The organism is Pseudomonas sp. LBUM1662, from assembly GCF_059695915.1.
The window spans coordinates 582229-608636 of sequence record NZ_CP166793.1 but is presented as its reverse complement, the minus strand read 5'-3'; the positions used below and the strand labels follow the sequence as shown (position 1 = coordinate 608636).

20 protein-coding genes, 1 pseudogene and 1 riboswitch are annotated in these 26408 nt (G+C 60.3%); of the genes and pseudogenes, 5 read left to right on the top strand and 16 right to left on the bottom strand.

The genetic code is table 11. The annotated features are described in order from the left end of the window. Window positions 1-50 precede the first annotated feature (50 nt). Window positions 51-1829, top strand: coding sequence for a cyclic-di-GMP receptor FimW-related protein (locus tag ACA049_RS02640; protein ID WP_497332913.1), 1779 nt, complete (start codon window positions 51-53; stop codon window positions 1827-1829). Window positions 1830-1920: 91 nt separating this feature from the next. Here ACA049_RS02640 and serB read toward each other — a convergent pair whose 3' ends face one another. After that, window positions 1921-3135, bottom strand: a complete 1215-nt coding sequence (gene serB, locus ACA049_RS02635) for a phosphoserine phosphatase SerB (protein ID WP_497332911.1) — start codon at window positions 3133-3135, stop codon at window positions 1921-1923. A gap of 135 nt (window positions 3136-3270) precedes the next feature. On the opposite strand from serB, the gene ACA049_RS02630 reads away from it, so the two are divergent. Then, complete coding sequence (locus ACA049_RS02630) at window positions 3271-4803, top strand: AhpA/YtjB family protein (protein ID WP_497332909.1); 1533 nt, start codon at window positions 3271-3273, stop codon at window positions 4801-4803. A 252-nt stretch (window positions 4804-5055) separates the two neighbouring features. On the opposite strand, the gene ACA049_RS02625 is transcribed toward ACA049_RS02630, so the two are convergent. The 11 genes and pseudogenes from ACA049_RS02625 to ACA049_RS02575 form a co-directional block, all read right to left on the bottom strand. After that, window positions 5056-5769, bottom strand: coding sequence for a PqiC family protein (locus tag ACA049_RS02625; protein ID WP_219093583.1), 714 nt, complete (start codon window positions 5767-5769; stop codon window positions 5056-5058). A gap of 176 nt (window positions 5770-5945) precedes the next feature. Continuing rightward, a complete protein-coding gene (gene parC / locus ACA049_RS02620) occupies window positions 5946-8213 on the bottom strand; it encodes a DNA topoisomerase IV subunit A (protein ID WP_497332907.1) in 2268 nt (755 codons plus the stop codon). A gap of 7 nt (window positions 8214-8220) precedes the next feature. Then, window positions 8221-8745 carry a retropepsin-like aspartic protease family protein gene (locus tag ACA049_RS02615; protein ID WP_497332905.1) on the bottom strand — a complete coding sequence of 175 codons (525 nt, stop codon included), beginning with the start codon at window positions 8743-8745 and terminating at the stop codon, window positions 8221-8223. Beyond that, window positions 8742-9731 (bottom strand): esterase-like activity of phytase family protein, encoded by a 990-nt coding sequence (locus ACA049_RS02610; protein ID WP_497332904.1) that lies wholly within the window; start codon window positions 9729-9731, stop codon window positions 8742-8744. Before ACA049_RS02610 ends, ACA049_RS02615 begins: the two co-directional genes overlap by 4 nt. Continuing rightward, a complete protein-coding gene (parE, locus tag ACA049_RS02605) occupies window positions 9731-11635 on the bottom strand; it encodes a DNA topoisomerase IV subunit B (RefSeq protein WP_497332903.1) in 1905 nt (634 codons plus the stop codon). Before parE ends, ACA049_RS02610 begins: the two co-directional genes overlap by 1 nt. 54 nt (window positions 11636-11689) lie before the next feature. Further along, window positions 11690-12298, bottom strand: a complete 609-nt coding sequence (locus tag ACA049_RS02600; RefSeq protein WP_497315185.1) for a YqiA/YcfP family alpha/beta fold hydrolase — start codon at window positions 12296-12298, stop codon at window positions 11690-11692. Between the two features lie 157 nt (window positions 12299-12455). Continuing rightward, window positions 12456-13418 carry an IS110 family transposase gene (locus ACA049_RS02595; RefSeq protein ID WP_497332902.1) on the bottom strand — a complete coding sequence of 321 codons (963 nt, stop codon included), beginning with the start codon at window positions 13416-13418 and terminating at the stop codon, window positions 12456-12458. Between the two features lie 241 nt (window positions 13419-13659). Next, window positions 13660-13878: pseudogene (locus ACA049_RS02590) on the bottom strand (DUF6124 family protein); the annotation flags it as partial. Between the two features lie 1543 nt (window positions 13879-15421). Further along, window positions 15422-16237, bottom strand: a complete 816-nt coding sequence (gene cpdA, locus ACA049_RS02585) for a 3',5'-cyclic-AMP phosphodiesterase (protein WP_497332900.1) — start codon at window positions 16235-16237, stop codon at window positions 15422-15424. Window positions 16238-16336: 99 nt separating this feature from the next. Continuing rightward, entirely contained in the window at window positions 16337-16789 is a 453-nt protein-coding gene (locus tag ACA049_RS02580; RefSeq protein ID WP_008153350.1) for a DUF1249 domain-containing protein, read from the bottom strand. Further along, window positions 16780-17397, bottom strand: coding sequence for an NUDIX domain-containing protein (locus ACA049_RS02575; protein WP_131058782.1), 618 nt, complete (start codon window positions 17395-17397; stop codon window positions 16780-16782). Before ACA049_RS02575 ends, ACA049_RS02580 begins: the two co-directional genes overlap by 10 nt. 229 nt (window positions 17398-17626) lie before the next feature. On the opposite strand from ACA049_RS02575, the gene ACA049_RS02570 reads away from it, so the two are divergent. Continuing rightward, window positions 17627-18373 (top strand): RsiV family protein, encoded by a 747-nt coding sequence (locus tag ACA049_RS02570; protein ID WP_497332898.1) that lies wholly within the window; start codon window positions 17627-17629, stop codon window positions 18371-18373. Here ACA049_RS02570 and cytX read toward each other — a convergent pair. Both cytX and thiC read right to left on the bottom strand, forming a co-directional pair. Beyond that, a complete protein-coding gene (cytX, locus tag ACA049_RS02565) occupies window positions 18342-19634 on the bottom strand; it encodes a putative hydroxymethylpyrimidine transporter CytX (RefSeq protein WP_497332896.1) in 1293 nt (430 codons plus the stop codon). The genes ACA049_RS02570 and cytX overlap by 32 nt on opposite strands. A 174-nt stretch (window positions 19635-19808) precedes the next feature. After that, on the bottom strand, window positions 19809-21698 hold the full coding sequence (thiC, locus tag ACA049_RS02560; protein ID WP_497332894.1) for a phosphomethylpyrimidine synthase ThiC: 1890 nt from the start codon (window positions 21696-21698) through the stop codon (window positions 19809-19811). Between the two features lie 164 nt (window positions 21699-21862). Beyond that, window positions 21863-21968: riboswitch (TPP riboswitch) on the bottom strand. Between the two features lie 193 nt (window positions 21969-22161). Between thiC and ACA049_RS02555 the strand changes: the two genes are divergently transcribed. Beyond that, a complete protein-coding gene (locus ACA049_RS02555) occupies window positions 22162-23601 on the top strand; it encodes a TolC family outer membrane protein (protein ID WP_497332892.1) in 1440 nt (479 codons plus the stop codon). A gap of 118 nt (window positions 23602-23719) precedes the next feature. Here ACA049_RS02555 and waaA read toward each other — a convergent pair whose 3' ends face one another. Then, window positions 23720-24997, bottom strand: coding sequence for a lipid IV(A) 3-deoxy-D-manno-octulosonic acid transferase (gene waaA, locus ACA049_RS02550; RefSeq protein WP_497332890.1), 1278 nt, complete (start codon window positions 24995-24997; stop codon window positions 23720-23722). Next, a complete protein-coding gene (locus tag ACA049_RS02545; RefSeq protein ID WP_497332888.1) occupies window positions 24990-25910 on the bottom strand; it encodes a LysR family transcriptional regulator in 921 nt (306 codons plus the stop codon). The genes waaA and ACA049_RS02545 overlap by 8 nt, the downstream gene beginning before the upstream one ends. Window positions 25911-26013: 103 nt before the next feature. Between ACA049_RS02545 and ACA049_RS02540 the strand changes: the two genes are divergently transcribed. Next, window positions 26014-26346 carry a DMT family transporter gene (locus tag ACA049_RS02540; protein ID WP_092274228.1) on the top strand — a complete coding sequence of 111 codons (333 nt, stop codon included), beginning with the start codon at window positions 26014-26016 and terminating at the stop codon, window positions 26344-26346. The last annotated feature ends 62 nt before the right edge of the window (window positions 26347-26408 follow it).

Genomic DNA, 26408 nt, shown 5'->3' with positions numbered 1-26408 from the left:
CTACAGTCAGGTCATTCACTGCCCATTTCCCGGTTGGAGTTTTCCACGGCATGAATGAGACCAGTCCTCACCTGCTGCTACGTGCGCCGATCCCGACGCAGCTGCGCCTGACATTCTGTGAGCCAACGCCACGCGACCTCAGGCGCTGGATCGCCAACCTGCCCAAAGCCAACATCGGCGAAACCGCCCGCCTGCTCTATCAAGGCTTGAGCGAACTCAACCAACTGCTCACTCCCAGCGACAATCGCCTGCAACTGCTCGAGCTGTTGCGACCCGAGGTGTATTACGTCTGCAAACACTTGGAACGGCATTTCCTGCACCAGGCGATTGTGCTCGACGAGCGTTCGCGCAAGATCGCCAACCTCTGCCAGGCCCTGCAAAGTCACTTGGCGATTGGCTACAAACAGATCGTCGTGCGCATCACCCCGCGCTTCAGCAAGGATCGAGCATCGTTGCTTGCCCAAGCGCTGCAGCGGGCGAGCCACTGCCTCAACGGCCCGCTGATTCGCTCGACTCAACTGTATTGCCCGGTCCCGGAAGGCCTGTGGCTGGAGTTGCATCAGCTTTATCGGATCGCCTGCGCGCACAAACTCCAGCACCTGAGCCTGCGTGATGAACTGGCCAGCCAGACGCAAACCCTGAGTATCGAACAGACTTACGTAACCGCCCTTCTGCTGGGCGCCTCCCGCTGCAATCAACTGCGCCAGAACCAGATCGCCCGGCTCGCCGAGGTATTGGAGCCCTGGAGCCGATGGATCAAGTTGCAACCCGGTCAGCCCGCCGACGGATTGTTTGCCGTCGCGCCGGACCTCGATACCGGGCCGCGTTATCGCTCGAAGTTCCGGGCCGAGCAGCAGGACAGTTTGCTGGGGATTGATCCGCAGCCACTCGTCGCCGCCATCGAAGCGCATTTGCAAGGCACTGTCGGCACACCGCCGCTGCCCGTGCCGAGCGGGCTCAGCCTGGATACGCTGCAACACCTGCACGCCGCTTGGGGCCAGGCGGCAGAGCGCAGCTTTCAACGCACCGTCGGCCACGGCACCTTGACCCTGTGCGTGGGCATGAGCGCGCTGCACTTCTATCTGGGCGGGGAACGTTCGTTCAGCGACATTCTGAAAAACCCCGGCACCCGGCTCGCGCAATTCTCGGCAACGTCTCCGACGGGGCGGGAGAGCGATCAATGGAGCAAGGCGTTCGACGCCGCCCCCCACCCCACTGCCGATGGTTTGCTGCCCTACGAAGAAATCGAGTACCCGCAGCTTCAGAACGATGACGGCAATGATGCGGCTGATAGCAATCGGCATTTTCCGACGTACGCGTTGCCGATCATCAATCACAGCCCCGGCGGTTATTGCCTGGCGTGGCCCAACGCGGTGCCCGCCGAGTTGCAGGCGGGCGAGATGGTTGGCATCCAGGATTCTGCCAATCAGGGCTGGAGTATTGCGGTGGTGCGCTGGATTCGTCAGGTGCGGGGCGGTGGTACGCAAATGGGGATCGAACAAGTCGCGCCGTACGCCGAACCTTGCGGGCTGCAACTGGTACGAACGCGGGACGACCACAGTCAGTATTTGCGTGGTCTGTTGCTGCCGGAAATCAGCGCCATCGACCTGCCCGCTACGCTACTCGCCCCGCGCCTGCCCTTTCAGGAAGGCAGCAAAGTGCTGATCAACACCAACGGCCAGGAACGCCGCGCCGGGCTGGATCGGCGGGTGGCGAGTACCAACAGTTTCAATCAGTTTGCTTATCGATCGCTGGAGGCGAACAGAAACGACAACGCCGCAGGGAGCGGCGCTGAAGAGGATTTTGATTCGTTGTGGAAGTCGCTTTAAAAGATCGCAGCCTCGTTTCACTCGACAGCTCCTACAGAGATTTGTGTAGGAGCTGTCGAGTGAAACGAGGCTGCGATCTTTTGATCTTTAATCAGAGCTGCCCGTCACGATCCCGAAAGCCCAGCAGATACAGCACGCCATCCAGCCCAAGGGTGGAGATCGCCTGCTTCGCCGACTGCTTCACCAACGGCTTGGCCCGGAACGCAACGCCCAGACCGGCAATCGCCAGCATCGGCAAATCGTTGGCGCCGTCGCCGACCGCAATGGTCTGCTCCAGGCGCAAACCTTCCTTGTGCGCCAGTTCACGCAGCAAGTCGGCCTTGCGCTGCGCATCGACAATCGGCTCGACCGCCACGCCGGTGACTTTGCCGTCGACCACTTCCAGTTCGTTGGCAAACACGTAATCGATACCCAACTTGGCCTGCAATTGCTTGGCGAAGTAGGTAAAGCCGCCGGACAGGATCGCGGTCTTGTAGCCCAGGCGCTTGAGCTCGGCGAACAGGGTTTCAGCGCCCTCGGTCAGACGCAACGAAGCGCCGATGGAGTCCAGCACGCTGACGTCCAGCCCCTTGAGCAAGGCCAGGCGTTCCTTGAAGCTCGCGCGGAAATCCAGCTCGCCGGCCATCGCCCGCTCGGTGATTTCAGATACCTGATTGCCCACACCCGCCGCCTTGGCCAGCTCATCGATCACTTCGGCTTCGATCAGGGTCGAGTCCATGTCGAACACCGCCAGGCGACGGTTACGACGGAACAGCGAATCTTCCTGGAAGGCGATGTCGACGTTCAGCTCCTGGGCAACGCTGAGGAATTCGGCCCGCAGTGCCTGCGGATCAGCCGCTTCGCCGCGCACGGAAAACTCGATGCAGCCCTTGCCCTTGTCGGCCGGGGTGTCCAGCGGCATGCGCCCGGACAAACGATCGATGTGGTCGATGTTCAGGCCATATTTGGCGGTGATCGAACTCACGGCCTGCAATTGCCCGGCGGTCACTTTGCGGGTCAATAGCGTCACGATGTGGCGCTTTTTGCCCTGGTTGCCGACCCACTGCTGGTAATCCTCTTCGGACACCGGGGTGAACCGCACCTGCTGATCGAGCTCGTAACCCTTGAACAGGATGTCCTTGAGCACCGACTTGCCTTGCTCGGTATCAGGAATTTCAACCAGGATGCCGAACGACAGGGTGTCGTGGATCACCGCCTGACCGATGTCGAGAATGTTCACACCACCCTGGGCCAGAACGCCGGTAATGGCCGCAGTCAGACCCGGTCGGTCGACTCCCGTGATGTTTATCAGGACGATTTCGCGCAAGGCGCACCCCCGCAAGTGGAAAAAAACCGCATTCTACCCACTTTCAGTGACCATCGGGCACCGTGAGCGCTTTGCCGGTCTAGGGCCTGTCGCTATACTGCGCGTCAACTTCACGGACAAAAGAGCCGAGCTCAAGTGAACCGGCCCACGCCAGTAAAAACCGATAACTTCTTTCTGCTGATCTTCCGTGCACTGCGCCACCGCCGTGTACCGATTGCATTGCGCATCGCCAGCCATAACGTGATCCTGGTCGCTCTGGCCCTGGTGATCTACGCCTGCGTGATGGGTTTGCAGTTCAAGCAGGCCATGCACGAGCAGGCCGATGCGCTGGGCGAAAGCCTGACCACGCAGACCGCCACCTCCGCCACGGAGCTGTTGGTGTCCAACGACATCCTCAGCCTCAACGTGCTGCTCAACAACCTGACCAAAAACAAGCTGGTGGCCCACGCCGCCATCTATAGCGTGGATAACCGCATCCTCGCCGAAGCCGGTCAGCGCCCCAAGCACAGCCTGCTGGGCGAAGCCGAGGGCATGTACCAGAGCAAGATCACCTTCCAGGACGTGACCGCCGGGCAACTGCGCATAAGCCTGGACATGGATCAGTTCCAGCAGCCGATGACCATCAGCCTGCAAAGCATGGGCATCTTGAGTGCGATTCTGCTGGCCCTGTCCCTGGCCTTGAGCCTGCGCCTGGGTCGGCACATCTCCACGCCGCTGCTGCAACTGCGCGTCTGGCTGCGCAATATCGACGAATACACCCCGGCCACCGAGCGCCAGGATGAGATCGGCGACCTGGCCCGTCAGCTGCACGCCAACTTCGCGCCGGAGCCGGCTGAACCGGAACCTGCGCCTGAGCCGGAATACGACGAAAGCGACTACGAAGACGCCGACGATAACGAGCCGACCTTCGAAGTGCGCAACCTGCGGGATCCGAGTTTCGATGAAAGCAAGCCTGTCGCCGGCCTCAAGCCTGCGCCACGGCGTAGCGTCAGCACCGTTGAAGACGACGATGACGATGATGCGTTTGCTGACTTGCGTGATGAATCGGCCGACGTTGCGCCTAAACCGGTAGTCAAACCGGTGATCTCGAACGTGCCACAGCACAGTGCCGTCCTGGCCGTGCAACTGGGCGCTCAGGATCAACTGCGTCGTCTGCCTCGCACCCGCTTGGAAGAATTGCTGAAGCGCTATCGCGATTGCCTCGATCAGGCGGCTTCTCTCTATCAGAGCGAACTGCACACCCTGAACGATGGCAGCACGCTGATGCTGTTCCACACCGAAGACAGTGGCGACGATTACCTGACCAACGCGATCTGCTGCGGTGAATTGTTACGAGCGCTGGGCCATCAGTTGCAGATCGAAGTCGCGGACAGCGGCATCACCCTGCAATTGCAACTGGGCCTGACACTGGGCGACGAGTTGTTCGGTCTGAGCCAGATCGACCTGTTGCTGACCGAAGCCGCCCAGGATGCCCTGGCCTTGTCGCAACATAGCCGCAACCTGCTGCTGGTGGAACGCAAGATCAGTGACGACGCGCTGATCCGTCAGCGTGCGCGGATCCGGCCGATTGCCAGCCCTGAGGGCGCGTGCTGTGTGGAGCGGTTGATGGAGCCTTATCCGTCGATGCTGGAGCGGCAACTGGCGCGAATGCATGAGCGTCGGGCGTAAGCCTTAAAGCCCAGAAGTGAAGAAGCCCGCAGATGAGTGATTGTCTGCGGGCTTTTTTGTTGTCTGTTCTGGCCTCTTCGCGGGCAAGCCTCGCTCCTACAGGACCTGCGTCGTTCGCGCGTAGGTGTACGCCACAAACCCTGTAGGAGCGAGGCTTGCCCGCGAAGAGGCCGGGACAGGCACCAGAGATCTCCAACCTGCAGAAACAACAAAGCCCGCACACGGCGGGCTTTGTCTCGGATCAATCCAGGCTTAGAACCTGAACACTTCCATATCTGTCCGGATCGGCGAAGCCATCGGGATCTTCGGCTGTTTCTCTTGCTCAGCCGCCGGTGCAACAGGCTTCGGAGCAGGCTTCTTCGGCGCTTCTGCAATCGGAGGCTGATTAGCCAGCGGCTTGAGTGCCACCGACAATTGCTCGGCCAGACGCTGCAACAACACGCCCTGAGCCTGAACCTGAGCCGCCGTACCGCCTGCGTGCTGTTCTTGCAGGTGAATGATGCGGTTATCGCGAACCTGGCCACGACGGTCGATCAGACGCCATTGCGCATCCAGGATCGCCGGTTGCGATTCGCCCGAGTCCAGGCGAGTAATCGTCAGCAGCACCTGAACATCCGGCGTGAAGCCCAATGTCGCCGGTGCCAGCACCACGCGCTGGCTGTCGAGATGGCCCGCTACCTGACGCAGCAGCAGCTGATCGATGTCGGAAGACAGGCTGCCCGCCCAACGACCGTCAGGCGACGCTTGCAGGCTGCCATCGGGCTGTCGCTGCAACAGGGTTTCGCGCTGCAGGTAATCCGCAACCGTTACCGGGCCCAGCAAAACCGCCATGCCCGCGCTTTGCGCAGGCTGAGCCGGACTGCCACTGTCCAGCTGATACAGCGACACCGGTTGGTGAACGCTGCAACCCGCCAGGCCAAGAACGCCGGCGAGCATCAAAATAAAAGGAAGGCGCAGAGCAGTCATCGTCCCATCCAGGTGGTTGCCACAAGGCTAACCACAGTGAAAATACTCAATAAATATGAAGAACGCTCGGCCACGCCGGCGCTTGAAAGGCCATATCATCCGTGAATATGCGTTCCGACTCCAGCGCCAAAGCGTCGATCTACGCGTTAAATCGTAGATCGAGCGCTCTAGGACGCTTAATTGAGGTTTTCGACGAGCAGCGCATCGACCCGCTGGAAGCCACGAGGTAGTTTGTTACCACGACGACCACGCTCACCTTTGTAGTGTTCGAGGTCGTCCGCTTTCAGCGACAACGTACGTTTTCCGGCCTGCAGCACCAACGTGGCGCCATCCGGCAGTACGGCGATGTCCGTGACGTATTCTTCGCGACTGGCCACACGCTCACCGTTGATCCCGATGATCTTGTTGCCTTTGCCCTTACCTAATTGTGGCAGATCACTGATCTTGAAGATCAGCAGGCGACCTTCGGTGGTCACCGACGCCAGCCAGTTGTTCTCGCGATCTGCTACCGGGCGCGGAAGAATGACCTTCGAGTTGTTCGGCAAGCTCAACAGCGCCTTGCCGGCCTTGTTCTTGGCTTGCAGGTCTTCACCTTTGACCACGAAGCCGTAACCGGCGTCGGAGGCGATCACGTACAGCGAATCGTCTTCCGGCATCAGCACGCATTCGAAAGTCGCCCCTGGCGGCGGCGTCAGACGGCCGGTCAAAGGCTCGCCCTGGCCACGGGCCGACGGCAGCGTGTGCGACGGCACCGAGTAGCTGCGACCGGTGGAGTCGATAAACACCGCAAACTGGTTGGAGCGACCCGGCGCCAAGGCCTTGAATCCGTCCCCGGCCTTGTAGGAAAGCCCGGTGGCGTCGATCTCGTGGCCTTTGGCAGAACGCACCCAGCCTTTTTCCGACAGCACAACGGTGACTTTCTCGTTCGGCAGCAGATCGTGCTCGGTCAGGGCCTTGGCTTCGGTGCGCTCGACGATAGGCGAACGACGGTCGTCGCCGTAGGTTTCGGCATCCTTGATCAGCTCGGTACGCACCAGTTTTTTCAGCTTGGCTTCGCTGCTCAACAGGGCTTGCAGCTTGGCTTGTTCCCTGAGCAGTTCGTCCTGCTCGGCACGCAGCTTCATCTCTTCCAGTCGCGCCAACTGACGCAAACGGGTGTCGAGGATGTAATCGGCCTGGATTTCGCTCAGGGCGAAACGCTCGATCAGCGCGGCTTTCGGATGTTCCTCGGTGCGGATGATGTGGATCACTTCATCCAGGTTGAGGTAGGCAATCAACAAACCGTCCAACAGGTGCAAGCGACGCTCGACCTTGTCGAGGCGGAATTGCAGGCGACGACGTACCGTCTGAACCCGGAACTCCAGCCACTCGACCAGCAGCGCACGCAGGTTTTTCAGCTGCGGCTTGCCGTCCAGGCCGATGATGTTGATGTTGACCCGGTAGCTCGACTCCAGCTCGGTGCTGGCGAACAGGTGTTGCATCAGCGCGTCGTGGTCGAAGTTTTTCCGTGCGCCCGGAATGATCACGATCCGGCACGGGTTCTCGTGGTCGGATTCGTCGCGCAGGTCAGCGATCTGCGGGGCCTTGGACGGTTTGGCCTGCATCATCGCCGCGATCTGTTCCAGCACCTTGGCACCGGACACCTGATGCGGCAGCGCGGTGACGATAATGTCGCCGTCTTCGATGTGATAAACGGCGCGCATGCGCACCGAACCCTTGCCGGTTTCGTACATCTTCAGCAGGTCGGCGCGGGGGGTGATGATTTCCGCTTCGGTCGGGTAATCCGGGCCCTGGATGTGCTCGCAGAGCTGTTCGACCGTGGCTTTCGGTTCATCGAGCAAACGCACGCAAGCGGTCGCGACTTCGCGCAGGTTGTGCGGCGGTACGTCGGTGGCCATACCCACGGCGATGCCGGTGGTGCCGTTGAGCAGGATGTTCGGCAAACGTGCAGGCAACACCAGCGGCTCGTCGAGTGTGCCGTCGAAGTTCGGCCCCCAGTCCGCCGTGCCCTGGCCCAGCTCGCTGAGCAGCACTTCGGAATAACGCGACAGCCGCGCCTCGGTGTAACGCATGGCGGCGAAGGACTTGGGATCATCCGGCGCACCCCAGTTACCCTGGCCGTCGACCAGCGTGTAGCGGTAGCTGAACGGCTGGGCCATCAGGACCATGGCTTCGTAGCAGGCCGAGTCGCCGTGCGGGTGGAATTTACCGAGCACGTCACCGACGGTACGCGCCGATTTCTTGTGCTTGGAATCGGCATCCAGCCCCAACTCGCTCATCGCGTAGATGATGCGCCGCTGTACCGGTTTCAGGCCGTCGCCGATATGCGGCAAGGCACGGTCCATGATCACGTACATGGAGTAGTTGAGGTAGGCATTTTCGGTGAAGTCAGCCAGTGACCGGCGTTCTACACCGTCCAGGCTGAGATCAAGGGAGTCGCTCATGCGGGCCTCATCGGTTCGTTGTCTGGCGCAGCAGCATGGTGCCACCGCGCTGGGTAAATTCAAGTTTGTTCAGCGCGCTCATACCGAGCAGCACTTGCTTGCCATCCAGGCCTGGCACGACGATGGCGCGCACATCACGCAGCACAATGTCGCCCAGTTGCAGCCGGTCGACGCGGGTTCGATAACCCTCGGTGCGACCGTTGGCGGTACTCAGGGTTACCCCGAAGCCTTTTTCCAGTTTCAACCGTTCGGCCATTTCCGCCGGGATCGCCACATCGGTCGCCCCGGTGTCGAGCATGAAATCCACCGGCTGGCCGTTGATCTGGCCGCTGGCGACGAAGTGCCCCTGGGTGTTGCTGGCCAGTTTCACTTCGATAAAACCTTCGCCCTGCTCCGAGCTGACGACCACATTGGGATTTTGCTGCCGATCCTCCCACTGCCCGAAAAACCGTGTCGCCAGGAACAGCGCCGCGCACCAGGCCAGCACCATGAACACCCGACCGGCGCGTTTTCCCGGCGTCTGCTGGCTCACGGTTTGGCACTCCAGCCACCTTCAGGCGCGGCGAAGCGCCAGACGACCGGGCGAACCTCGCCATCGGCGCGGGCATCATTGTTGTTGTCGGTACCGACCCAGGCACCCTCGGCATCGACAACCAACGCCTCGGTCAGACCAAAAGGATTCTGATAGCGACGGTGTTCCTGCAAGGCTTCATCGGCGAACGACCAGCAGCGCTCGACTTTGGCTGTCACCGCGTCGCGGCGGCAGATCTGGTAAGCGTTGCGATCCAGAGTAAACAGCTTGCCGTTGAACAGCGATACATCGGCGAAGTCCCGAGTAACGGCTTTGGCCCGTGGAAATTGTGCCGGCTGCATTTCTTTCCCCGCTTCACTCAGCAACACGCAACCACCGTCGCAATCCCACACCGTCTGTTTGCGCTTGATCAGCAGCAAGCCACGGCTTTGACGCTCGGCGGCGAGCCACATTTGATCGCCCGCCGGATTGATCGCCAGGCCCTCGAACAGCGCATTGAATTGCAACAGCATGCCGCTGGCCCGCGCTTCGCGAACCAGCATTGGCGAAATCTTCAGCCAGGACGATGGCCCAACAGGCGGCACTTGCAGGATCGCGGCATGGGACTCGCTGACGATGTAGCGGTTACCGACGCTGTCGCAAGTGATGCCTTCAAAATCCAGGTCTCCGCCCCGTACAAACGCCGCGACCCAGGCCCGCGAACGCAAACCCCAGGGCAAACCGCTGTCAGGCACCGGAGGTACGCCGATGCCCACGGTTTCGGCCTGCCAGACGGTGTCGCGGGTATCGAGACGGTAGATCTGATCGTCGTCGCGATCGGAGATCGTCCACAGGTCCTTGCCGCACTGGGCCAGCCCCGACAGGTTGCCGCCGCGCATGCCGTCGACGGGATGCTCGGACAACAGGCGCAATTCCGGTGCCGGTTCGGCAAATGCCGAAACGGAGGTCAGAAGTAACGCACACGCCAGGGCAAAGCCAACCCGCATCAGCCAAGAACCTCGGCGAGGTTGCCTTTGGATTCCAGCCAGGATTTGCGATCACCGGCGCGTTTCTTCGCCAGCAACATGTCCATCATTTCCGAAGTCGCTTCGAAATCGTCCAGCGTCAACTGCACCAGACGCCGAGTGTTCGGGTCCATGGTGGTTTCGCGCAGCTGCGGCGGGTTCATTTCACCCAGGCCTTTGAATCGGGTGACCTGTGGCTTGCCGCGTTTCTTCTCGGCCACCAGACGATCGAGAATGCCATCTCGCTCGGCTTCGTCCAGGGCGTAGTAAATCTCTTTGCCCAGGTCGATGCGGTACAGCGGCGGCATCGCGACGTAGACGTGACCGGCATCCACCAACGGGCGGAAATGCTGAACGAACAACGCGCACAGCAACGTGGCGATGTGCAGACCGTCGGAGTCGGCGTCGGCGAGGATGCAGATCTTGCCGTAACGCAGCTGGCTCATGTCCGCCGCGCCCGGATCGACACCAATGGCCACGGCGATGTTGTGCACTTCCTGGCTGGCCAGCACTTCGCTGCCGTCGACTTCCCAGGTGTTCAGGATCTTGCCGCGCAACGGCAGGATCGCCTGGAATTCCTTGTCCCGCGCTTGTTTGGCGGAACCGCCGGCGGAATCACCTTCCACCAGGAACAGTTCGGAACGCATCGGGTCTTGCCCGGCGCAGTCCGCGAGTTTGCCCGGCAGCGCCGGCCCCGCAGTGATGCGCTTGCGTTCGACTTTCTTGCTGGCCTTGAGACGACGACCGGCGTTGTTGATCGCCAGCTCTGCCAACAGCATGCCGGTTTCCGGGTGGGCGTTGAGCCACAGGCTGAACGCATCCTTGACCACACCGGAAACGAACGCCGCCGCTTCACGGGACGACAGACGCTCCTTGGTCTGGCCGGAGAATTGCGGTTCCTGCATCTTCATCGACAGCACGAACGCGATGCGTTCCCAGACGTCTTCCGGCGCCAGCTTCACACCGCGCGGCAGCAGGCTGCGGAATTCGCAGAACTCGCGCATCGCATCGAGCAAGCCCTGACGCAGGCCGTTGACGTGGGTACCGCCCTGCGCCGTCGGGATCAGGTTGACGTAGCTTTCCTGCACGCTATCGCCACCTTCCGGCAACCACAGCAGCGCCCAGTCGACCGCTTCTTTATTACCCGCCAGGCTGCCGCAGAACGGCTCGTCCGGCAGGCGTTCGAATTCGCTGACCGCGTCGACCAGGTAGGAGCGCAGACCGTCTTCGTAATGCCATTCGACTTTCTCGCCGGTGGCCTTGTCTTCAAAACTGACCAGCAACCCCGGGCACAGAACGGCCTTGGCCTTGAGTACGTGCTTGAGGCGGCTGATGGAGAATTTCGGTGAATCGAAGTATTTCGGATCTGGCGCGAAGAACACGCTGGTGCCGGTGTTGCGCTTGCCGACGGTGCCAATGACTTCCAGCTCGGTTTTCTTGTAACCGTCACCGAAGGTCATCTGGTATTCGTTGCCGTCACGCTTTACGCGCACCCGGACTTCGGTCGACAAGGCGTTGACCACCGAAATACCCACCCCGTGCAGACCGCCGGAGAACTGGTAGTTCTTGTTGGAAAACTTGCCACCAGCATGAAGCTTGGTGAGGATCAGCTCGACCCCGGAAACACCCTCTTCCGGGTGAATGTCCACCGGCATGCCACGGCCGTCATCGCTGACTTCCAGGGAGTGATCGGCGTGCAGAATGACCTGCACCGACGTCGCGTGCCCGGCCAAGGCTTCGTCGACGCTGTTGTCGATGACTTCCTGGGCGAGGTGGTTCGGCCGACTGGTGTCGGTGTACATGCCGGGGCGTTTACGCACCGGGTCGAGGCCCGAGAGGACTTCGATGGCGTCTGCGTTATAAGAGCTAGCGCTGGGAGTGGCCATGGGGTCTCGTCGTCCGCCTGTAAAAAGAGTGTTCTGTGAAAAAGAGGCGATGACTCACAGTGCTGTGAAATCGATCGCCTGATACAAATCTGCGCCGATACCGGCAAAACTCAGCATTGCCGGCAGTTGCGCGGCAAAACCCTGGAAACTATGGTCGCCGCCGGCCTGGATGCGCAAGGCACAGGCCCGGTAATACTGCTGGGCGAGGCGATAGTCCAGCGTTTCGTCGCCGGTCTGCAACCACACCTGATACCGCTGCGGATCCTGGGGCGCCGGCACTTCCAGCTCGGCCAGGGCCGTCACATGGTCGTGGGTCAATTCCCAGGCCTCATCGGTATACAGGTTTTTCTGCGTCCCCAGATACCCGTCGAACATCCGGTGCGGACTGACGGCAGGGTTGATCAACAGGGCCTTGAGGCCATGGCGCTCGGCCAAGTGAGTCGCATAGTAGCCGCCGAGTGAGCTGCCGACCAGCAGTGGCCGCCCCAGCTCTTCAATCGCCTTGTCCAGCTGACCGATGGCCTCGCGCGGATGGTGATGCAGGGCCGGGACACGCAATTGATCGCTCAAGCCCAGCCGCTCCATCACTTGCATCAACTGCGTGGCCTTTTTCGACGCAGGCGCGCTGTTGAAACCGTGGATATAAAGGATCGAACCAGACATTTGAACTCCCTGTGCGTCGGGTAAAGAGGCGCAGTTTACAGGGAGTCGGGGGGATCGGGATATGCATGGGGGGCATGGGTGTCTGGACGGACGCCTTCGCGAGCAAGCCCGCTCCCACAGTGGATCTGCGTCGCTCACAAATTCCCTGTGGGAGATTCTATGTTGCAGGGGAACCCTGAAGCCTCAAATTCGGCTGGTATTCGCTCTGGTTTTTCATGAGCGCGAATGCCACCCGGCACAGCTTGCGAGCGAGGATGACCAGGGCTTGGGTTTTGGCCAGGCCTCTGGCCAGATAGGATTCATAGAACGGTTTCCAGGTGAGAGACCTGCAAGCCGCCATTGCCGCGTTGTGAGCCAGACGCCGTAACTCTGTATCGCCTTTTTTGCTCAGGCGACGGGGGCTGTTCTTTTTCCCGGAGTCTTTGGGCCTCAAGTCCATTCCCAAAAAGGCAATGAACGCATCGCCGCTGGCGAAGTGGCCGCGCATGAAAGCGGTCGCCAAGCCGATAGCCGTCAGATCACCAATCCCCTCAATGGCTTTGCAGCGCTTGATGTTTTCGGTAATGCCGGCCCTTTTACTGACTTTGAACAGTAACTTCTGAATGGCCTGTTCAGATTGTTTGAGGGACTTCAACAGCCGGGCCAGCTCATCGTTCAAGAGCAGTTCGCTCGACCAGCTCAGCGTGAGACTCACACGCAAGTTGACCAGTTCTGCGCGTCGATGCAGCAGACTTTTCAACACCTTGTAGTCCTGCGGAGGTGGACTCCAGACGCGCAGCCGCTGCTGTTCACTGCTCAGGTAACGCGCCAGAAGGCGCGCGTCACAAGGGTCGGTTTTCGCCCGCTGGCCAATGCTTTCGCGGTAATGGCTCAGCCGATAAGCATCCACCACGTAAACCCGGTGCCCCATTTCATGGGCCAGTTCAACCGTGTCCAAGTGGTAAATGCTGGTGGCTTCCAGGGCAATTGAGCTTTGCGCAGGCAGCATTTTGAGCCAACGGCCAAGAGCCTCATGGTCGTTGTTGATGTGTTGAGTGGTTTTCAGGTCTTCGCGGTAAGCCACGATTTCGGCCTTGGCCACATCGATACCAATCACCGTTGGTGAAGTAAGGATTGTCATGACGAATCCTCGGAGCTAGGGTTTAGGTGCTTGTCGGGGTTTACCCTTGCGCTGGCTTGCCTCTATCGTCGGTTTTACCGATGAATTCCTTATCGGCGCTTTGGGTAGAAAGGGCGGGACGAGAAGTCTCCCACGGTCCGTACTGGCAAGAGTCGGAATCGAGCTTTTAGTCCCGCCCACCCCTTCAAGTCTAAACATACAAGCGAGCTTACTCGCGATGAACGATGACTCGGTCCAACAGTTACGTCGGATCGACGTTATCCAGCGCCCGATTCACCGCCAGCTCGGCCAGCATGACCAACTGCTGAATCGCCATCGCCGTATGCCGATCAGGCCCATGCAGGCGCGCCGCAAAATCGCTGGCCATGACACTCGCCGAAGCCAGTGACTCACAGGAATGGGCCAAAAGGCTTTCCGTGTCCATTTCGGGGACGATCATGTACATCGTGCTGGGTTTGCGGGCCGGGGGATTGGGGGTTGGTTTGAACATGGTGGTACCTCAGTTCATTGATATGGAGCCACCCCCAATTGCCGCGATGCAATGTAAGGGTGGCAGCTGTACGCAGGTTCGCGGACCGAGAACTGAGCATCGGCATACCCGAAGGTATCCCACGCACAGCCGCCATGACACAAAACGACAGACACCCGAAAGTGCTGCTGAAAAGCGCGGAGATTATGCCTCAGTTCATAGGACCGCGAAGCCCGATCGCTGAATGTGTCAGCGACAGGCGAAAGGCTAGAGATGCCACGTCTGACGAGCAACCTGAAAACTTCGTGGGAAGGTTCTGAAATTTTTACTGACCATTAAACAGCGTCGTCAGTGAGGCCGCTTTCGCGAGCAAGCCCGCTCCCACTGTGGGATGGGGTACATCTGCAAGAGATTGGTCGGCTTTCGGGCCGTCTTCGCTGGCAGGCCAGCTCCCAAAGGGGGTTGGGGTACATCTGCAAGAGATTGATCGGTTGGCGGGCCGCCAAGGCCAAGATCAAAAGATCGCAGCCTCGTTCCACTCGACAGCTCCTACAGGGGGAGGTGTACATCTGAGAGAGATTGGTCGGCTGTCAGGCCGCCAAGGTCAAGATCAAAAGATCGCAGCCTCGTTCCACTCGACAGCTCCTACAGGGGGAGGTGTACATCTGAGAGGGATTGATCGGTTGGCGGGCCGTCAAGGGCAAGATCAAAAGATCGCAGCCTCGTTGCACTCGACAGCTCCTACGGGGGGAGGTGTACATCTGAGAGGGATTGATCGGCTGGCGGGCCGCCAAGGTCAAGATCAAAAGATCGCAGCCTCGTTGCACTCGACAGCTCCTACAGGGGGATGAGTACATCTGAGGGAGATTGATCGGCTGGCGGGCCGCCAAGGGCAAGATCAAAAGATCGCAGCCTCGTTGCACTCGACAGCTCCTACAGGGGGAGGTGTACATCTGAGGGAGATTGATCGGCTGGCGGGCCGCCAAGGGCAAGATCAAAAGATCGCAGCCTCGTTGCACTCGACAGCTCCTACAGGGGGAGGTGTCATCTGAGGGAGATTGATCTGCTGGCGGGCCGCCAAGGTCAAGATCAAAAGATCGCAGCCTCGTTGCACTCGACAGCTCCTACAGGGGACGGTGCACACCGTAAGCTTTTCACCACTCAACAGGCCGAGCGTTAGCTCGCCTGCAGCTCTTGATCTTGATCCACCCGCCCCGTCGGGAGGCTGAGTGCAGGTGTTCATCCGGGGAGTGGCGCGCAGCGCCGTTCGACGCAGTCGAACACACTGCATGTAGGTCGTCGCGAAGCAGACCGTAGGGCAGTGTCCCCGGATGGATACCGGAGCGAAGGAACGCCGAGCCTAAGCGAGGGGCCGGACGTTTGGGGCGAGCCTTTTTTTGCTTACTTTTTTTTGGCGTTTGAAAAAAAGTGAGTCGCCGTAAGGGCGAAACCCTAAGTGGCCGTAACCGCAGAAATGGATATGTACCCAATCAACCACAACATGGTCGGCCCGAAGGCCGCCAAGACCACACCATCAATACCCGTTCGAGCCGTAGTCGACCTGGAAGGAGAACCCGGTGACACGTTCCACACCGGTTTCCAGCTGTCCATCAGGTAAAAGCCGCAACCACCGATACCCCGGCGCCTGCTCCCCAACCTTGAAATCATCACTCCCAGGCTCAAACTGAATGCACGTCGAAGGCGAAGCAATCAACCGCACCCCATTGCGCTCCTGATCAACCTCCTGATGCACATGCCCCCACAAAACAGCACGCACCTGCGGAAAACGATCCAGCACCGCAAACAAAGCCTCAGGATTACGCAAGCCAATAGGCTCCATCCACAAGCAGCCGATCGACACCGGATGATGATGAAAACACACCAGATGATGCCGCTCCGGCGCCTCACTCAAGGAGCGAGCCAACAACTGCAACTGCTCATCCTGCAAATACCCCGGCACCGACCCCGGCACCGCCGAATCCAGCAAAGTGACCCGCCAGTTACCGACATCCACCACCGGCTCCAGCAACGCACTCTGCACCGCCGCCTCGGCCATAATCCGCGGCTCATCATGATTCCCGGGAATCCAGCGCGCCGGCGCATCGAGCTGCCGGGTCAGGTCGCGAAACAACTGATAAGACTCCAGCGTCCCGTCCTGAGACAAATCACCGCTGGCCACGATCAAATCAATCTGCGGCTGCTGAACGCGCACCAGCTCAATGACCTTTTGCAGACTGTCCCGGGTATTCATGCCCAGCAACGTCCCGTCCGTCTCGGCAAACAAATGACTGTCGGACAGTTGCACCAGCAACGCCGAATCGGCGGTGGTCAAAGTGGATACGCTCGGCAAGGCGTTCTCCCAAGGCTGAATCACGGGATCGGATAAGTGCCGCAATTATGCTGGGGGACGAACGAAAGGGGAAACCTGTGAACCTGACGCAGTTCACATCTATCGAACGACGGCGTACTCATGCCCACACGCCAGACAATGGCTCAACCATTCCCCCAGGAACATGTTCAGCTGGGCCTTTTCGTCCGGCTGATGCATCGAGGCATTCGGGTAAGGATAGATGCCGCGAAAGCGTCGTGCATGCTCGGCGCTGACCACTTCGGCCATGCACGCGTCGTGATAGACCTGCACTTCCAGCTGCGGCACCGGCAGCCACGGCAGGCTGTGTTCCTGGCGAACTTGCAGGGTCGTGGTGTACGGGCAGACCTGCAGCACTTCCAGGGCCAGCACGCCGAGCATCTGGTCGCCGTGGGTCACGGCAATGCGCCGTGCCTCCGGCTCGTTGCGCATGTCCGGCAGCAGTCGCATCAGGCGCGCGTAGTTGGCCTCGCAAGAGGCCTGCAGCCCCACGAGATCCACCCTATAGCGATCGCGCAACTTGTTTACGACCATAGCCCCCTCACTTCAGCGCGGTTCAAAGCTAACCATTGCAAGGCAATGATGCTGGCCGCGTTGGCAATTCGTCCGTCGCGTACGGCCTGCAGGGCATCTTCGAACGCCCAGACCGTGACGCGGATATCTTCAGCTTCTTCCTCCAGCCCATGCAGGCCGCCGACTCCGGTGCTGTCGCAACGCCCCAGGTACAAGTGAACAAATTCGTTGCTGCCGCCCGGCGATGGAAAATATTTGGTCATCGGCCAGAGCGCCCCGAACACAAGCCCAGCTTCCTCCTGCGCCTCGCGGTGAGCAACTTCTTCCGGTACTTCATCCTTGTCGATCAGACCGGCGACCAGCTCGATCAGCCACGGGTTGTCAGTCTTGCCCATGGCGCCGACGCGAAACTGCTCGATCAACACCACTTCATCGCGCTGCGGATCGTACGGCAGCACGCACACCGCATCATGGCGAACAAACACTTCACGATTGATCTCGCGACTCATGCCACCGGCAAACAACTCGTGACGCAAGTGCACGCGATCGAGCTTGTAGAAGCCCTCGTAGCACTTTTCGCGCCGAACGATATCAACGGCGGTCGGAATGGCGTTGGCAAAATCAGTCATGACAATCCTCGTTTACTGCAAATCCGATCCGAGGCTCCTTGTTGAGACTTGCAACCTCGACTTCGCGCCATCCTAACGCGCTCGCGCCGTTTGATGCAGCCCCTTTCCCGTCAGCGAGATAGACGGTGAGGGCGAAACCAACTCTAATTAGCTTAGTGGCGAACTGACTGCTTCGTTGAGAGTCGAAGCGGATAACTTTTTGCCTTTCCCTGTTTTATGAAGGACGCCCATGTCGCTTTTTAAAATCGCCTCCGTGGCCGCAATCGCCCTGACCCTGGGCGCCTGCCAGAGCTTGTTCCAACCCAACTACCGGACGCCGCTGGAAACCACCCGCGACGCCACCGAAACACTGAAACCGGGTTGCACGACACCTGACTGCCCGCTGGTGAACATCGATACGCTGCGCTTTCCCGCCGAGCCTCAGCTGGACGGTATTGTCGAAAAGCGCCTGCTGCAAATGACCCGCACCTCGCCCGATGCCCCTGCGGCACCGACGCTGACGGCCTATCGCGATGAGTTTTTGCGCACCGCCGGCCCACGCAGCAGCAGCTACCTGCAAGCCAAGGTACGTGAACAGCATGACGGCTTGGTGATCGTCGAATTTTCCAGCTACCTGGACACCGGCGGTGCGCATGGCACCCCGGGCCGCAGCTTCATCAACTATTCGCGCCAGCAGCATAAAGTGCTGACCTTGTCCGACATGTTGCTGCCGGGGCAGGAAGAGGCGTTCTGGAAAGCCGCGCAAGTGGCGCACAACAGCTGGCTGATCAGCACCAAGCTCGATCAGGAACCGGAGTTCCTGAAGGAGTGGCATTTCCAGAAAACCCAGAACGTGGCGCTGACCTACGGCGGCGTGATCCTCAAGTACGAAACCAGCACCATCGCGCCTTACGCGCTGGGCCACGTCGAACTGAAGATCCCCTACCCGCGCCTGAACGGCATTCTCAAGCCCGAGCTGTTTCCCGGCCGTAACTGAAGGCCCGGCCCAGCACCAGCTGGAGCAACCCTGCCAGAATCAACGACGGCAGGGTTGCGCCGATGTCCGGATACAGATTCGCCAACAAGTGATAAGTGCTCACCCCGCCCAACCAGGCGAGCAGCGCCGGCCAGCGCAACGCGGCTGACGCCACTTGAGCACTGCGTTTGCGCAGGATGAAGTGATCCACCAGCACCACGCCGAACAGCGGCGCAAACACCGAACCGATCAACAGCAGAAAGTTCTGGTACTGGGCCAACGGCGCCAGGCACGCGATCAATGTGCAGATCACGCCAATCGCCAAGGCCAGATGCTCGACTTTCAAGCGCAACAGAATCCCGCTGGAAACCGCCGCCGAGTGAATGTCGGCAAAAGCGTTTTCCGACTCGTCCAGCAGAATCAGCAGCAGCGGAATCCCCAGGCCGGCACCGGCCAATGCCAACAGCAAGGCATTCACTTCACCGCTCGGCGCGAACGCCAGGGTATAAGCCACGCCGAGGCTCATCAGCCAGAAGTTACCGATAAAGAAACCAATCGCCGTACCGCCGAAGACGTTTTTCGCACGTTTGCCGAAACGCGAGTAGTCGGCAATCAGCGGCAACCACGACAGCGGCATCGCAATGGCAATATCGAAGCCCACGGCGAACGGCATCGAACCGTCACCGGCCTGCGCCCACAACGCAGCCAGATCGGCTTTGGCGAACAGGTTCCAGGTCAACCAGATGCACGCAGCCAGCAGCAGCCAGATGCCCCACTTGCGCAGAATCTGACGGACGAATGTCAGCGGACCGCTGACGGCCAGCAAGGTCGCCAGACCACCGAAGAACAAGGTCCAGAGCAGCGGATTCGACAGCAGGCTGCCTTCGCTGAACGCCCGCGCGCCGAGCAGGCTGGCCGCGTCGCGCATCACGATGATTTCGAACGAGCCCCAACCGATCAGTTGCAGCAGGTTCAGCACCGCCGGCAGGCTCGCGCCATGTTTGCCGAGGCTGAGTTTGAGCGCGGCCATCGACGACAGGCCGGTGTCACTGCCGATCACGCCGACAGCGGCCAGCAGCAGAACGCCGACCAAGGTGCCGAGGAAGATCGCCAGCAACGAGCCGGACAGGCCCAGGCCTGGCGCGAGCAAGGCGCCGGTCTGCAGCACCATCAGGCCGATGCCGAGGGAGAACCACAGGGAGAACAGATCGCGACCGCCGAAGACACGTTTGTCTGTGGGCACCGCGATGTCGGGGGAATACGTGCTGGATTGAATGCTCAAGGGTGTTATCTCAGAGGGACATTATTTTTGTAATCGATCCTCTGTAGGAGCGAGGCTTGCCCGCGAAGGCGGTGTGTCAGTCAACGTCGATGTTGAATGTGATGAAGCCTTCGCGAGCAAGCCTCTCTCCTACAAGAGCTGCGCCAGTCTCGAGGACTGGCGCTGCGGATCAGATCAAACCTTCTTGTAAAGCTGACTGCCTTCCTGCTTGAACCGCTCGGCCTGGTCCGCCAATCCCTGGGCGACTTCGGCATCGACGGTTTCGATGCGCTGGTTGGCCGCATACTCGCGGACTTCCTGAGTGATTTTCATCGAGCAGAATTTCGGCCCGCACATGGAACAGAAGTGCGCGACCTTGGCCGAATCCTTCGGCAGGGTTTCATCGTGATACGAACGCGCGGTGTCCGGATCAAGGCCCAGGTTGAACTGGTCTTCCCAGCGGAATTCGAAACGCGCCTTGCTCAAGGCATTGTCGCGGATCTGTGCCCCCGGATGCCCTTTCGCCAGGTCGGCGGCATGCGCGGCGATCTTGTACGTGATGATCCCGGTCTTCACGTCATCCTTGTTCGGCAGGCCCAAGTGTTCCTTCGGCGTCACGTAGCAGAGCATCGCGCAACCGAACCAGCCGATCATCGCCGCACCGATACCCGAAGTGATGTGGTCGTAGCCCGGCGCGATGTCGGTGGTCAGCGGACCGAGGGTGTAGAACGGCGCCTCGTCGCAGCACTCGAGCTGCTTGTCCATGTTCTCTTTGATCAACTGCATCGGCACGTGCCCCGGGCCTTCGATCATGCATTGCACGTCGTGCTTCCAGGCGATTTTGGTCAGCTCGCCGAGGGTTTCCAGCTCACCGAATTGTGCGGCGTCGTTGGCGTCGGCAATCGAGCCCGGACGCAGGCCATCGCCCAGCGAGAAGCTGACGTCGTAGGCCTTCATGATTTCGCAGATGTCTTCGAAATGGGTGTAGAGGAAGTTCTCTTTGTGATGCGCCAGGCACCACTTGGCCATGATCGAACCACCACGGGAAACGATACCGGTGACGCGCTTGGCAGTCAGCGGCACGTAGCGCAGCAGCACGCCGGCGTGGATGGTGAAGTAGTCGACGCCTTGCTCGGCCTGCTCGATCAGCGTGTCGCGGAACAGCTCCCAGGTCAGGTCTTCAGCGGCGCCGCCGACTTTTTCCAGGGCCTGATAAATCGGCACCGTACCGATCGGCACTGGCGAGTTACGGATGATCCACTCACGGGTTTCGTGAATGTGCTTGCCGGTGGACAAGTCCATGACCGTGTCCGACCCCCAGCGAATGCCCCAGGTCAGTTTCGCCACTTCTTCTTCGATGGACGAACCCAACGCGCTGTTGCCGATGTTGCCGTTGATCTTCACCAGGAAGTTACGGCCGATGATCATCGGTTCCAGTTCGGTGTGGTTGATGTTGGCCGGAATGATCGCGCGACCGCGGGCGATCTCGTCACGGACAAATTCGGGGGTGATGATTTTCGGCACGCTGGCACCGAAGCTGTGACCGGCGTGTTGCTGGTCCAGCAGCCCGGCGGCGCGCGCCACTTCGAGCTTCATGTTTTCGCGGATGGCGACGTATTCCATCTCGGCGGTGATGATGCCTTTGCGGGCATAGTGCATCTGGCTGACGTTGGCCCCGGCCTTGGCGCGGCGCGGGTTGTTGACGTGGGCGAAACGCAGCTTGGTCAGCTCGGCATCGGCGAGGCGTTCCTGGCCGAAGTTGGAGCTCAGGCCGGGCAAGCGTTCGGTGTCGCCACGGGATTCGATCCACGGCGAACGTACATCGCCCAGGCCTTTGCGCACATCGATAATGACGTTGGGGTCGGTGTACGGGCCCGAGGTGTCGTACACAACCACAGGCGCGTTGATCTCGCCGCCGAAGTCGGTCGGGGTCACGTCGAGGCTGATTTCGCGCATCGGCACGAGGATGTCCGGACGGGAGCCCTGAACATAGATTTTTTGCGAGCGGGTAAACGGTTGAACCGACTGTTGATCGACTTGGGCCGAGTCACTCAGGTTCGTATGATCTTTTAGTTTTATCGTCATCACGGGCTCTCCAGACAGCATCCAGGCAGTGGATTTTTGTCGGAGCGAACCTGTAAACGAATGGACGCACGTGCGCTGGGAAATCCAGCTGTGCTGTGCTCAGTGCTCGAGGGGTGTTCGATTGTCGAACAACATCCCGGACGAAGCACAAGAGGACTCGCCGGGTGACGAGAAATCTTGTTCCCTACGCAGGCGCTAACCTGATCAGGTTCAACGGGATCCGAAATTATTCGATCTCAGCCTCATAGCAAGGCACCCCGACAAGAACCCGGCCAGTCTAGACACAACTGGCAAAGAACGCCAACACCGCGGTAAACACCATGATGAATGGCGCAATTACAGGATTGTTGCCGAACGTGTGCGCAACTACACTCGCAACGGCCTCGCTGCGCATTGACGCTGCAAGTGCCGCGCCGTACCTTTGGCGCTCAAATTATCAGCGTAATTTTTTAGGGATGGCCTCATGCTGCGCAAACTCTCACTGGCCCTTGCCGTGTCTTGTGCGTCCAATGGAATGGCATGGGCAGCAGAAGCGCCCTTATCGACCAAAAACGATCTGGTCAGCGTGTATCAGGAAGCGAAAGACAACAACGCCGACCTCGCCGCTGCCGTTGCTCAATATGGTGCGCAGAAAGAAGTCGTGCCTCAGGCTCGCGCCGGACTGCTGCCTAACCTTTCGGGCGGTGCCGAACTGGCCAACGTGCGGACTGCGATAGATCAGCCTTCGGCCACGGCCAACCGTAACGCTCATTCGTACCAGGCGACCTTGGCGCAGCCCCTGTTCCGCGCTGATCGCTGGTTCCAGTTCCAGGCCGCCAAAGACGTCAACGAGCAGGCTGCACTGCAACTCTCGGCGACCGAGCAAAACCTGATCCTGCAAACCGCCGACAGTTACTTCAACGTCTTGCGCACCCAAGACAACCTGGCCTCGACCAAGGCCGAGGAAGCCGCGTTCAAACGCCAACTCGATCAGTCCAACGAACGCTTTGACGTCGGCCTGTCGGACAAGACTGACGTATTGCAGTCGCAAGCGAGCTACGACACCGCGCGCGCCAACCGGATCGTCGCACAGCGCCAGGTGGATGATGCCTTCGAAGCGTTGATCACCTTGACCAACCGTCAGTACAACTCGATCTGGGGCATCTCCCATAACTTGCCGATCCTGCCGCCAGCACCGAATGATGCCAAGGCCTGGGTCGATACGGCCGCGAAGCAGAACCTCAATCTACTGGCCAGCAACTACGCCGTCAGCGCGGCCGAAGAAACCCTCAAGCAGCGCAAGGCCGGGCATGCGCCGACCCTCGATGCCGTGGCGAAGTATGAGAAAGGCGATAACGATGCGCTGGGTTTCAGCAACCCGAACGCCTTTGGCCAACCTTACAAGGGCAACGTCGAGCAAACGACGGTGGGCCTGCAATTGAACATTCCGATCTACAGCGGCGGCCTGATCAACTCCCAGGTGCGCCAGTCGTATGCGCAACTGGACCAGTCCGAGCAGCAACGTGAATCCCTGCGCCGGCAAATCGTGGAAAGCACCCGCAACCTGCACCGGGCGGTGAACACCGACGTCGAGCAGGTGCAGGCGCGCAAACAGTCGATCATCTCCAACCAGAGCGCGGTGGAAGCGACCGAAATCGGCTATCAGGTGGGCACGCGAAACATCGTCGACGTGCTGGATGCCCAGCGTCAGCTGTACACCTCGGTGCGCGACTACAACAACACCCGCTACGATTACATCCTCGACAACCTGCGTTTGAAGCAGGCAGCCGGCACGTTGAACCCGGGGGATTTGCAGGACCTGGCGCGTTATCTCAAGGCCGACTACAACCCGGATAAAGACTTCCTGCCACCGGACCTGGCCAAGGCTGCGGCGGAGCAGTTGCGGGCTAAACCGACGCAGTAAAAAGCAAAAGCTTCGCGAGCAAGCCCGCTCCCACATTTGATCTCTGTGGTGCACAAGTTTTGTGTTCACAGAGATCAAATGTGGGAGCGGGCTTGCTCGCGAATGCAGACGACGCGATCTAACGATCGACCAACCGCCCCAACCCCTCCAGCAACCGCTGCAACGCGCCCTGATTGGTGCGCATCACTTTCAACCCTGCCTCAGCCATTCGCTGCGCATCGCGCGGCAATTCGAACAGCCGCTGCACTGCCAGCGCCAGGCCTTCGGCGTCCTCCACTTCCTGCAACGCCCCGGCGCTGCGCAATTGCGCGGCGATTTCGAGGAAGTTGAACAGGTGCGGGCCGCTCAGTACCGGTTTGGCCAGTGCCGCCGGTTCCAGCAGGTTATGCCCGCCGTTCGGCACCAGGCTGCCGCCGACAAACGCGCTGTCCGCCAGGGCGTAAAGAAACAGCAGCTCGCCCATGGTGTCGCCCAGCAACACCGAGGTATTCGCCGTGACCGGCTCGCCGGAGGAACGACGCACCGTGGCGAACCCCTGCTGCCGGCACAACTCGAACACCGGGTTGAAACGCTCTGGATGCCGCGGCACCAGAATCAGCAATGCATCGGGATGATTAGCCAGCAACTGACGATGGGCCGCCAGCACCACTTCGTCTTCACCTTCGTGCGTACTCGCGGCGATCCACACCGGGCGTTCCTGCGCCTGCCATTGCGCACGCAATTCGATGGCGCGCTGAAGCAATGCGGGGTCGATGGTCAGGTCAAACTTGATCGAGCCGGTCACTTCGACGGTGTCCGCACGCGCGCCCAAATCACGGAAGCGCTGGGCCTCGGCTTCGGTCTGCACCGCGAACAGGCTCATCTCGGCGAGCATTGGCTGGGTGAGTTTGCGGAAGCGGCCATAACCCTTGGCCGAACGCTCGGACAATCGCGCATTGGCCAACGCCACCGGAATCCCGCGTTTGGCGCACTGATGGATGTGGTTCGGCCAGAGTTCGGTTTCCATGATGACCGCCAGTTTCGGCTGGACCCGATCAAGAAACCGCGCCGCCGCGCACGGCAAGTCGTAAGGCAAATAGCAGTGCTGGATGCGCGGCTCGTTGGCAAACAATGCGTGGATGCGCTCCGAACCGGTCGGGGTCATGCAGGTCACGGTAATCGGCAGCTGTGGATAACGTTGCAGCAAGGCGCGAATCATCGGCGCCGCGGCAATGCTCTCGCCCACGGACACCGCGTGCACCCAAATGCCGCCCGGCTTCATCGCCGGCAGACCGAGGGAAAAGCGCTCGCCGATGCGCTTGGCATATGCCGGCGCCTTGCGCGAACGCAGCCACAGCCGAATCGCTACCAATGGCAGCCCCAGGTAAAACAGCGCGGTGTAGAGAGTTCTATTCATGGCGGCGGAGTTTATCGGTTTTTTCACCGATCGCCTGCAAGTGCACGGCAAAACGTTCAGCCAGCCAGCGAGCCGCCGGGCCGAGAGGCTCATCGCGACGCCATACCAGTTCCACGACCAGCGCCGGCGGGGTCCATTCGCTGTCCAGTTCGATCATCAGGCCCTGATACGCCGGGTATTGCACCACGTGTCTCGGCAGCCAGGCCCAACCGAGGCCGCGCACCAGCCATTCCGCCATCACGTAGAAACTGTCGGCCCGCCAGACTTGCGGGCTGGCAGGTTCGCTGCCGGGGTAGACGCTGGACTGCGTGGACATCAGCAACTGACGATGCTGCGCCAGTTCCTGACAATCAACCTGCGCCTGTTTCGCCAGCGGATGACCGACGCCGCACACGGTGACCATTTCAACGCTGCCGAGTACCCGGCGCTCAAGCGCTTCGGGAATCTGGTCGTGATAAAACAGCAGGCCCAGATCGGCCCGACGCTCGACCAGTTTGCGCGCCACATCACCTTGGGCGGCGCTGGTCAGTTGCACCTCAAGGCTGGGAAATTTCTCCGCCAGGGCCTCGAAGCTTTCGATGATTGGCTGATAGGGCATCGCCTCATCCTGAGCCACGCGCAAACGCGCTTCCTGTCCGCGCATCATCGCCAGTGCCCGACCGTTCAGGCGCTCGCACTGACGCAAGACTTCCCGCGCCTCGTCCAGCAAGGCATTGCCGGCCTCGGTGAGTTTCGGCTGACGACCGCTGCTGCGATCGAACAGGCTGACGCCGAGGTCTTCTTCCAGCAGCGCAATCGAACTGCTGACCGCCGACTGCGCCTTGCGCTGATCCCGCGCCACGGCGGAAAACGAACGCTGCTCCGCTACGCTGACAAACAAGCGCAGCTGCTCCAGATTCCATTGCATGCTCATGTGGCAACCCATCTCCAGAACAGATAGGTAATGACTTTACCGCATCTGGAGAATCTCTAAAATGCCGAACTCAGACAGCAACACTTCACACGAGGATGCACCTATGACCGCTTACTACTACCTGGCCATTGCCATCTGCGCTGAAGTGATCGCGACCGTTTCGATGAAAGCCGTCAAAGGTTTCAGCACCCCGCTGCCGCTGACTCTGGTGATTGTCGGTTACGGCATCGCCTTCTGGATGCTGACCCTGGTGGTGCGCAGCGTTCCGGTGGGCGTGGCTTACGCGGTATGGGCCGGCATGGGGATTGTGATGGTCAGCGTTGCGGCGCTGTTCATCTACGGGCAGAAACTGGATGTGCCAGCGATGCTGGGGATGGCGCTTATCGTGCTGGGCGTGGTCGTCATCCAGCTCTTCTCCAAAACCGCCGGGCACTGACTGACAACCCGATCTCCTGTGGGAGCGGGCTTGCTCGCGAAAGCGGTGTGTCAGCAACATTG

Excerpts from the sequence above, each read along its gene's own strand:
- thiC (WP_497332894.1), bottom strand. The coding sequence starts at position 21,698 with ATGACGATAAAACTAAAAGATCATACGAACCTGAGTGACTCGGCCCAA.
- ACA049_RS02610 (WP_497332904.1), bottom strand. The coding sequence starts at position 9,731 with ATGCGGGTTGGCTTTGCCCTGGCGTGTGCGTTACTTCTGACCTCCGTT.
- ACA049_RS02580 (WP_008153350.1), bottom strand. The coding sequence starts at position 16,789 with ATGGTCGTAAACAAGTTGCGCGATCGCTATAGGGTGGATCTCGTGGGG.
- ACA049_RS02555 (WP_497332892.1), top strand. The coding sequence starts at position 22,162 with ATGCTGCGCAAACTCTCACTGGCCCTTGCCGTGTCTTGTGCGTCCAAT.
- ACA049_RS02625 (WP_219093583.1), bottom strand. The coding sequence starts at position 5,769 with ATGACTGCTCTGCGCCTTCCTTTTATTTTGATGCTCGCCGGCGTTCTT.
- waaA (WP_497332890.1), bottom strand. The coding sequence starts at position 24,997 with ATGAATAGAACTCTCTACACCGCGCTGTTTTACCTGGGGCTGCCATTG.
- ACA049_RS02640 (WP_497332913.1), top strand. The coding sequence starts at position 51 with ATGAATGAGACCAGTCCTCACCTGCTGCTACGTGCGCCGATCCCGACG.
- ACA049_RS02545 (WP_497332888.1), bottom strand. The coding sequence starts at position 25,910 with ATGAGCATGCAATGGAATCTGGAGCAGCTGCGCTTGTTTGTCAGCGTA.
- parE (WP_497332903.1), bottom strand. The coding sequence starts at position 11,635 with ATGGCCACTCCCAGCGCTAGCTCTTATAACGCAGACGCCATCGAAGTC.
- ACA049_RS02600 (WP_497315185.1), bottom strand. The coding sequence starts at position 12,298 with ATGTCTGGTTCGATCCTTTATATCCACGGTTTCAACAGCGCGCCTGCG.
- ACA049_RS02575 (WP_131058782.1), bottom strand. The coding sequence starts at position 17,397 with ATGACTGATTTTGCCAACGCCATTCCGACCGCCGTTGATATCGTTCGG.
- parC (WP_497332907.1), bottom strand. The coding sequence starts at position 8,213 with ATGAGCGACTCCCTTGATCTCAGCCTGGACGGTGTAGAACGCCGGTCA.
- ACA049_RS02540 (WP_092274228.1), top strand. The coding sequence starts at position 26,014 with ATGACCGCTTACTACTACCTGGCCATTGCCATCTGCGCTGAAGTGATC.
- ACA049_RS02595 (WP_497332902.1), bottom strand. The coding sequence starts at position 13,418 with ATGACAATCCTTACTTCACCAACGGTGATTGGTATCGATGTGGCCAAG.
- ACA049_RS02570 (WP_497332898.1), top strand. The coding sequence starts at position 17,627 with ATGTCGCTTTTTAAAATCGCCTCCGTGGCCGCAATCGCCCTGACCCTG.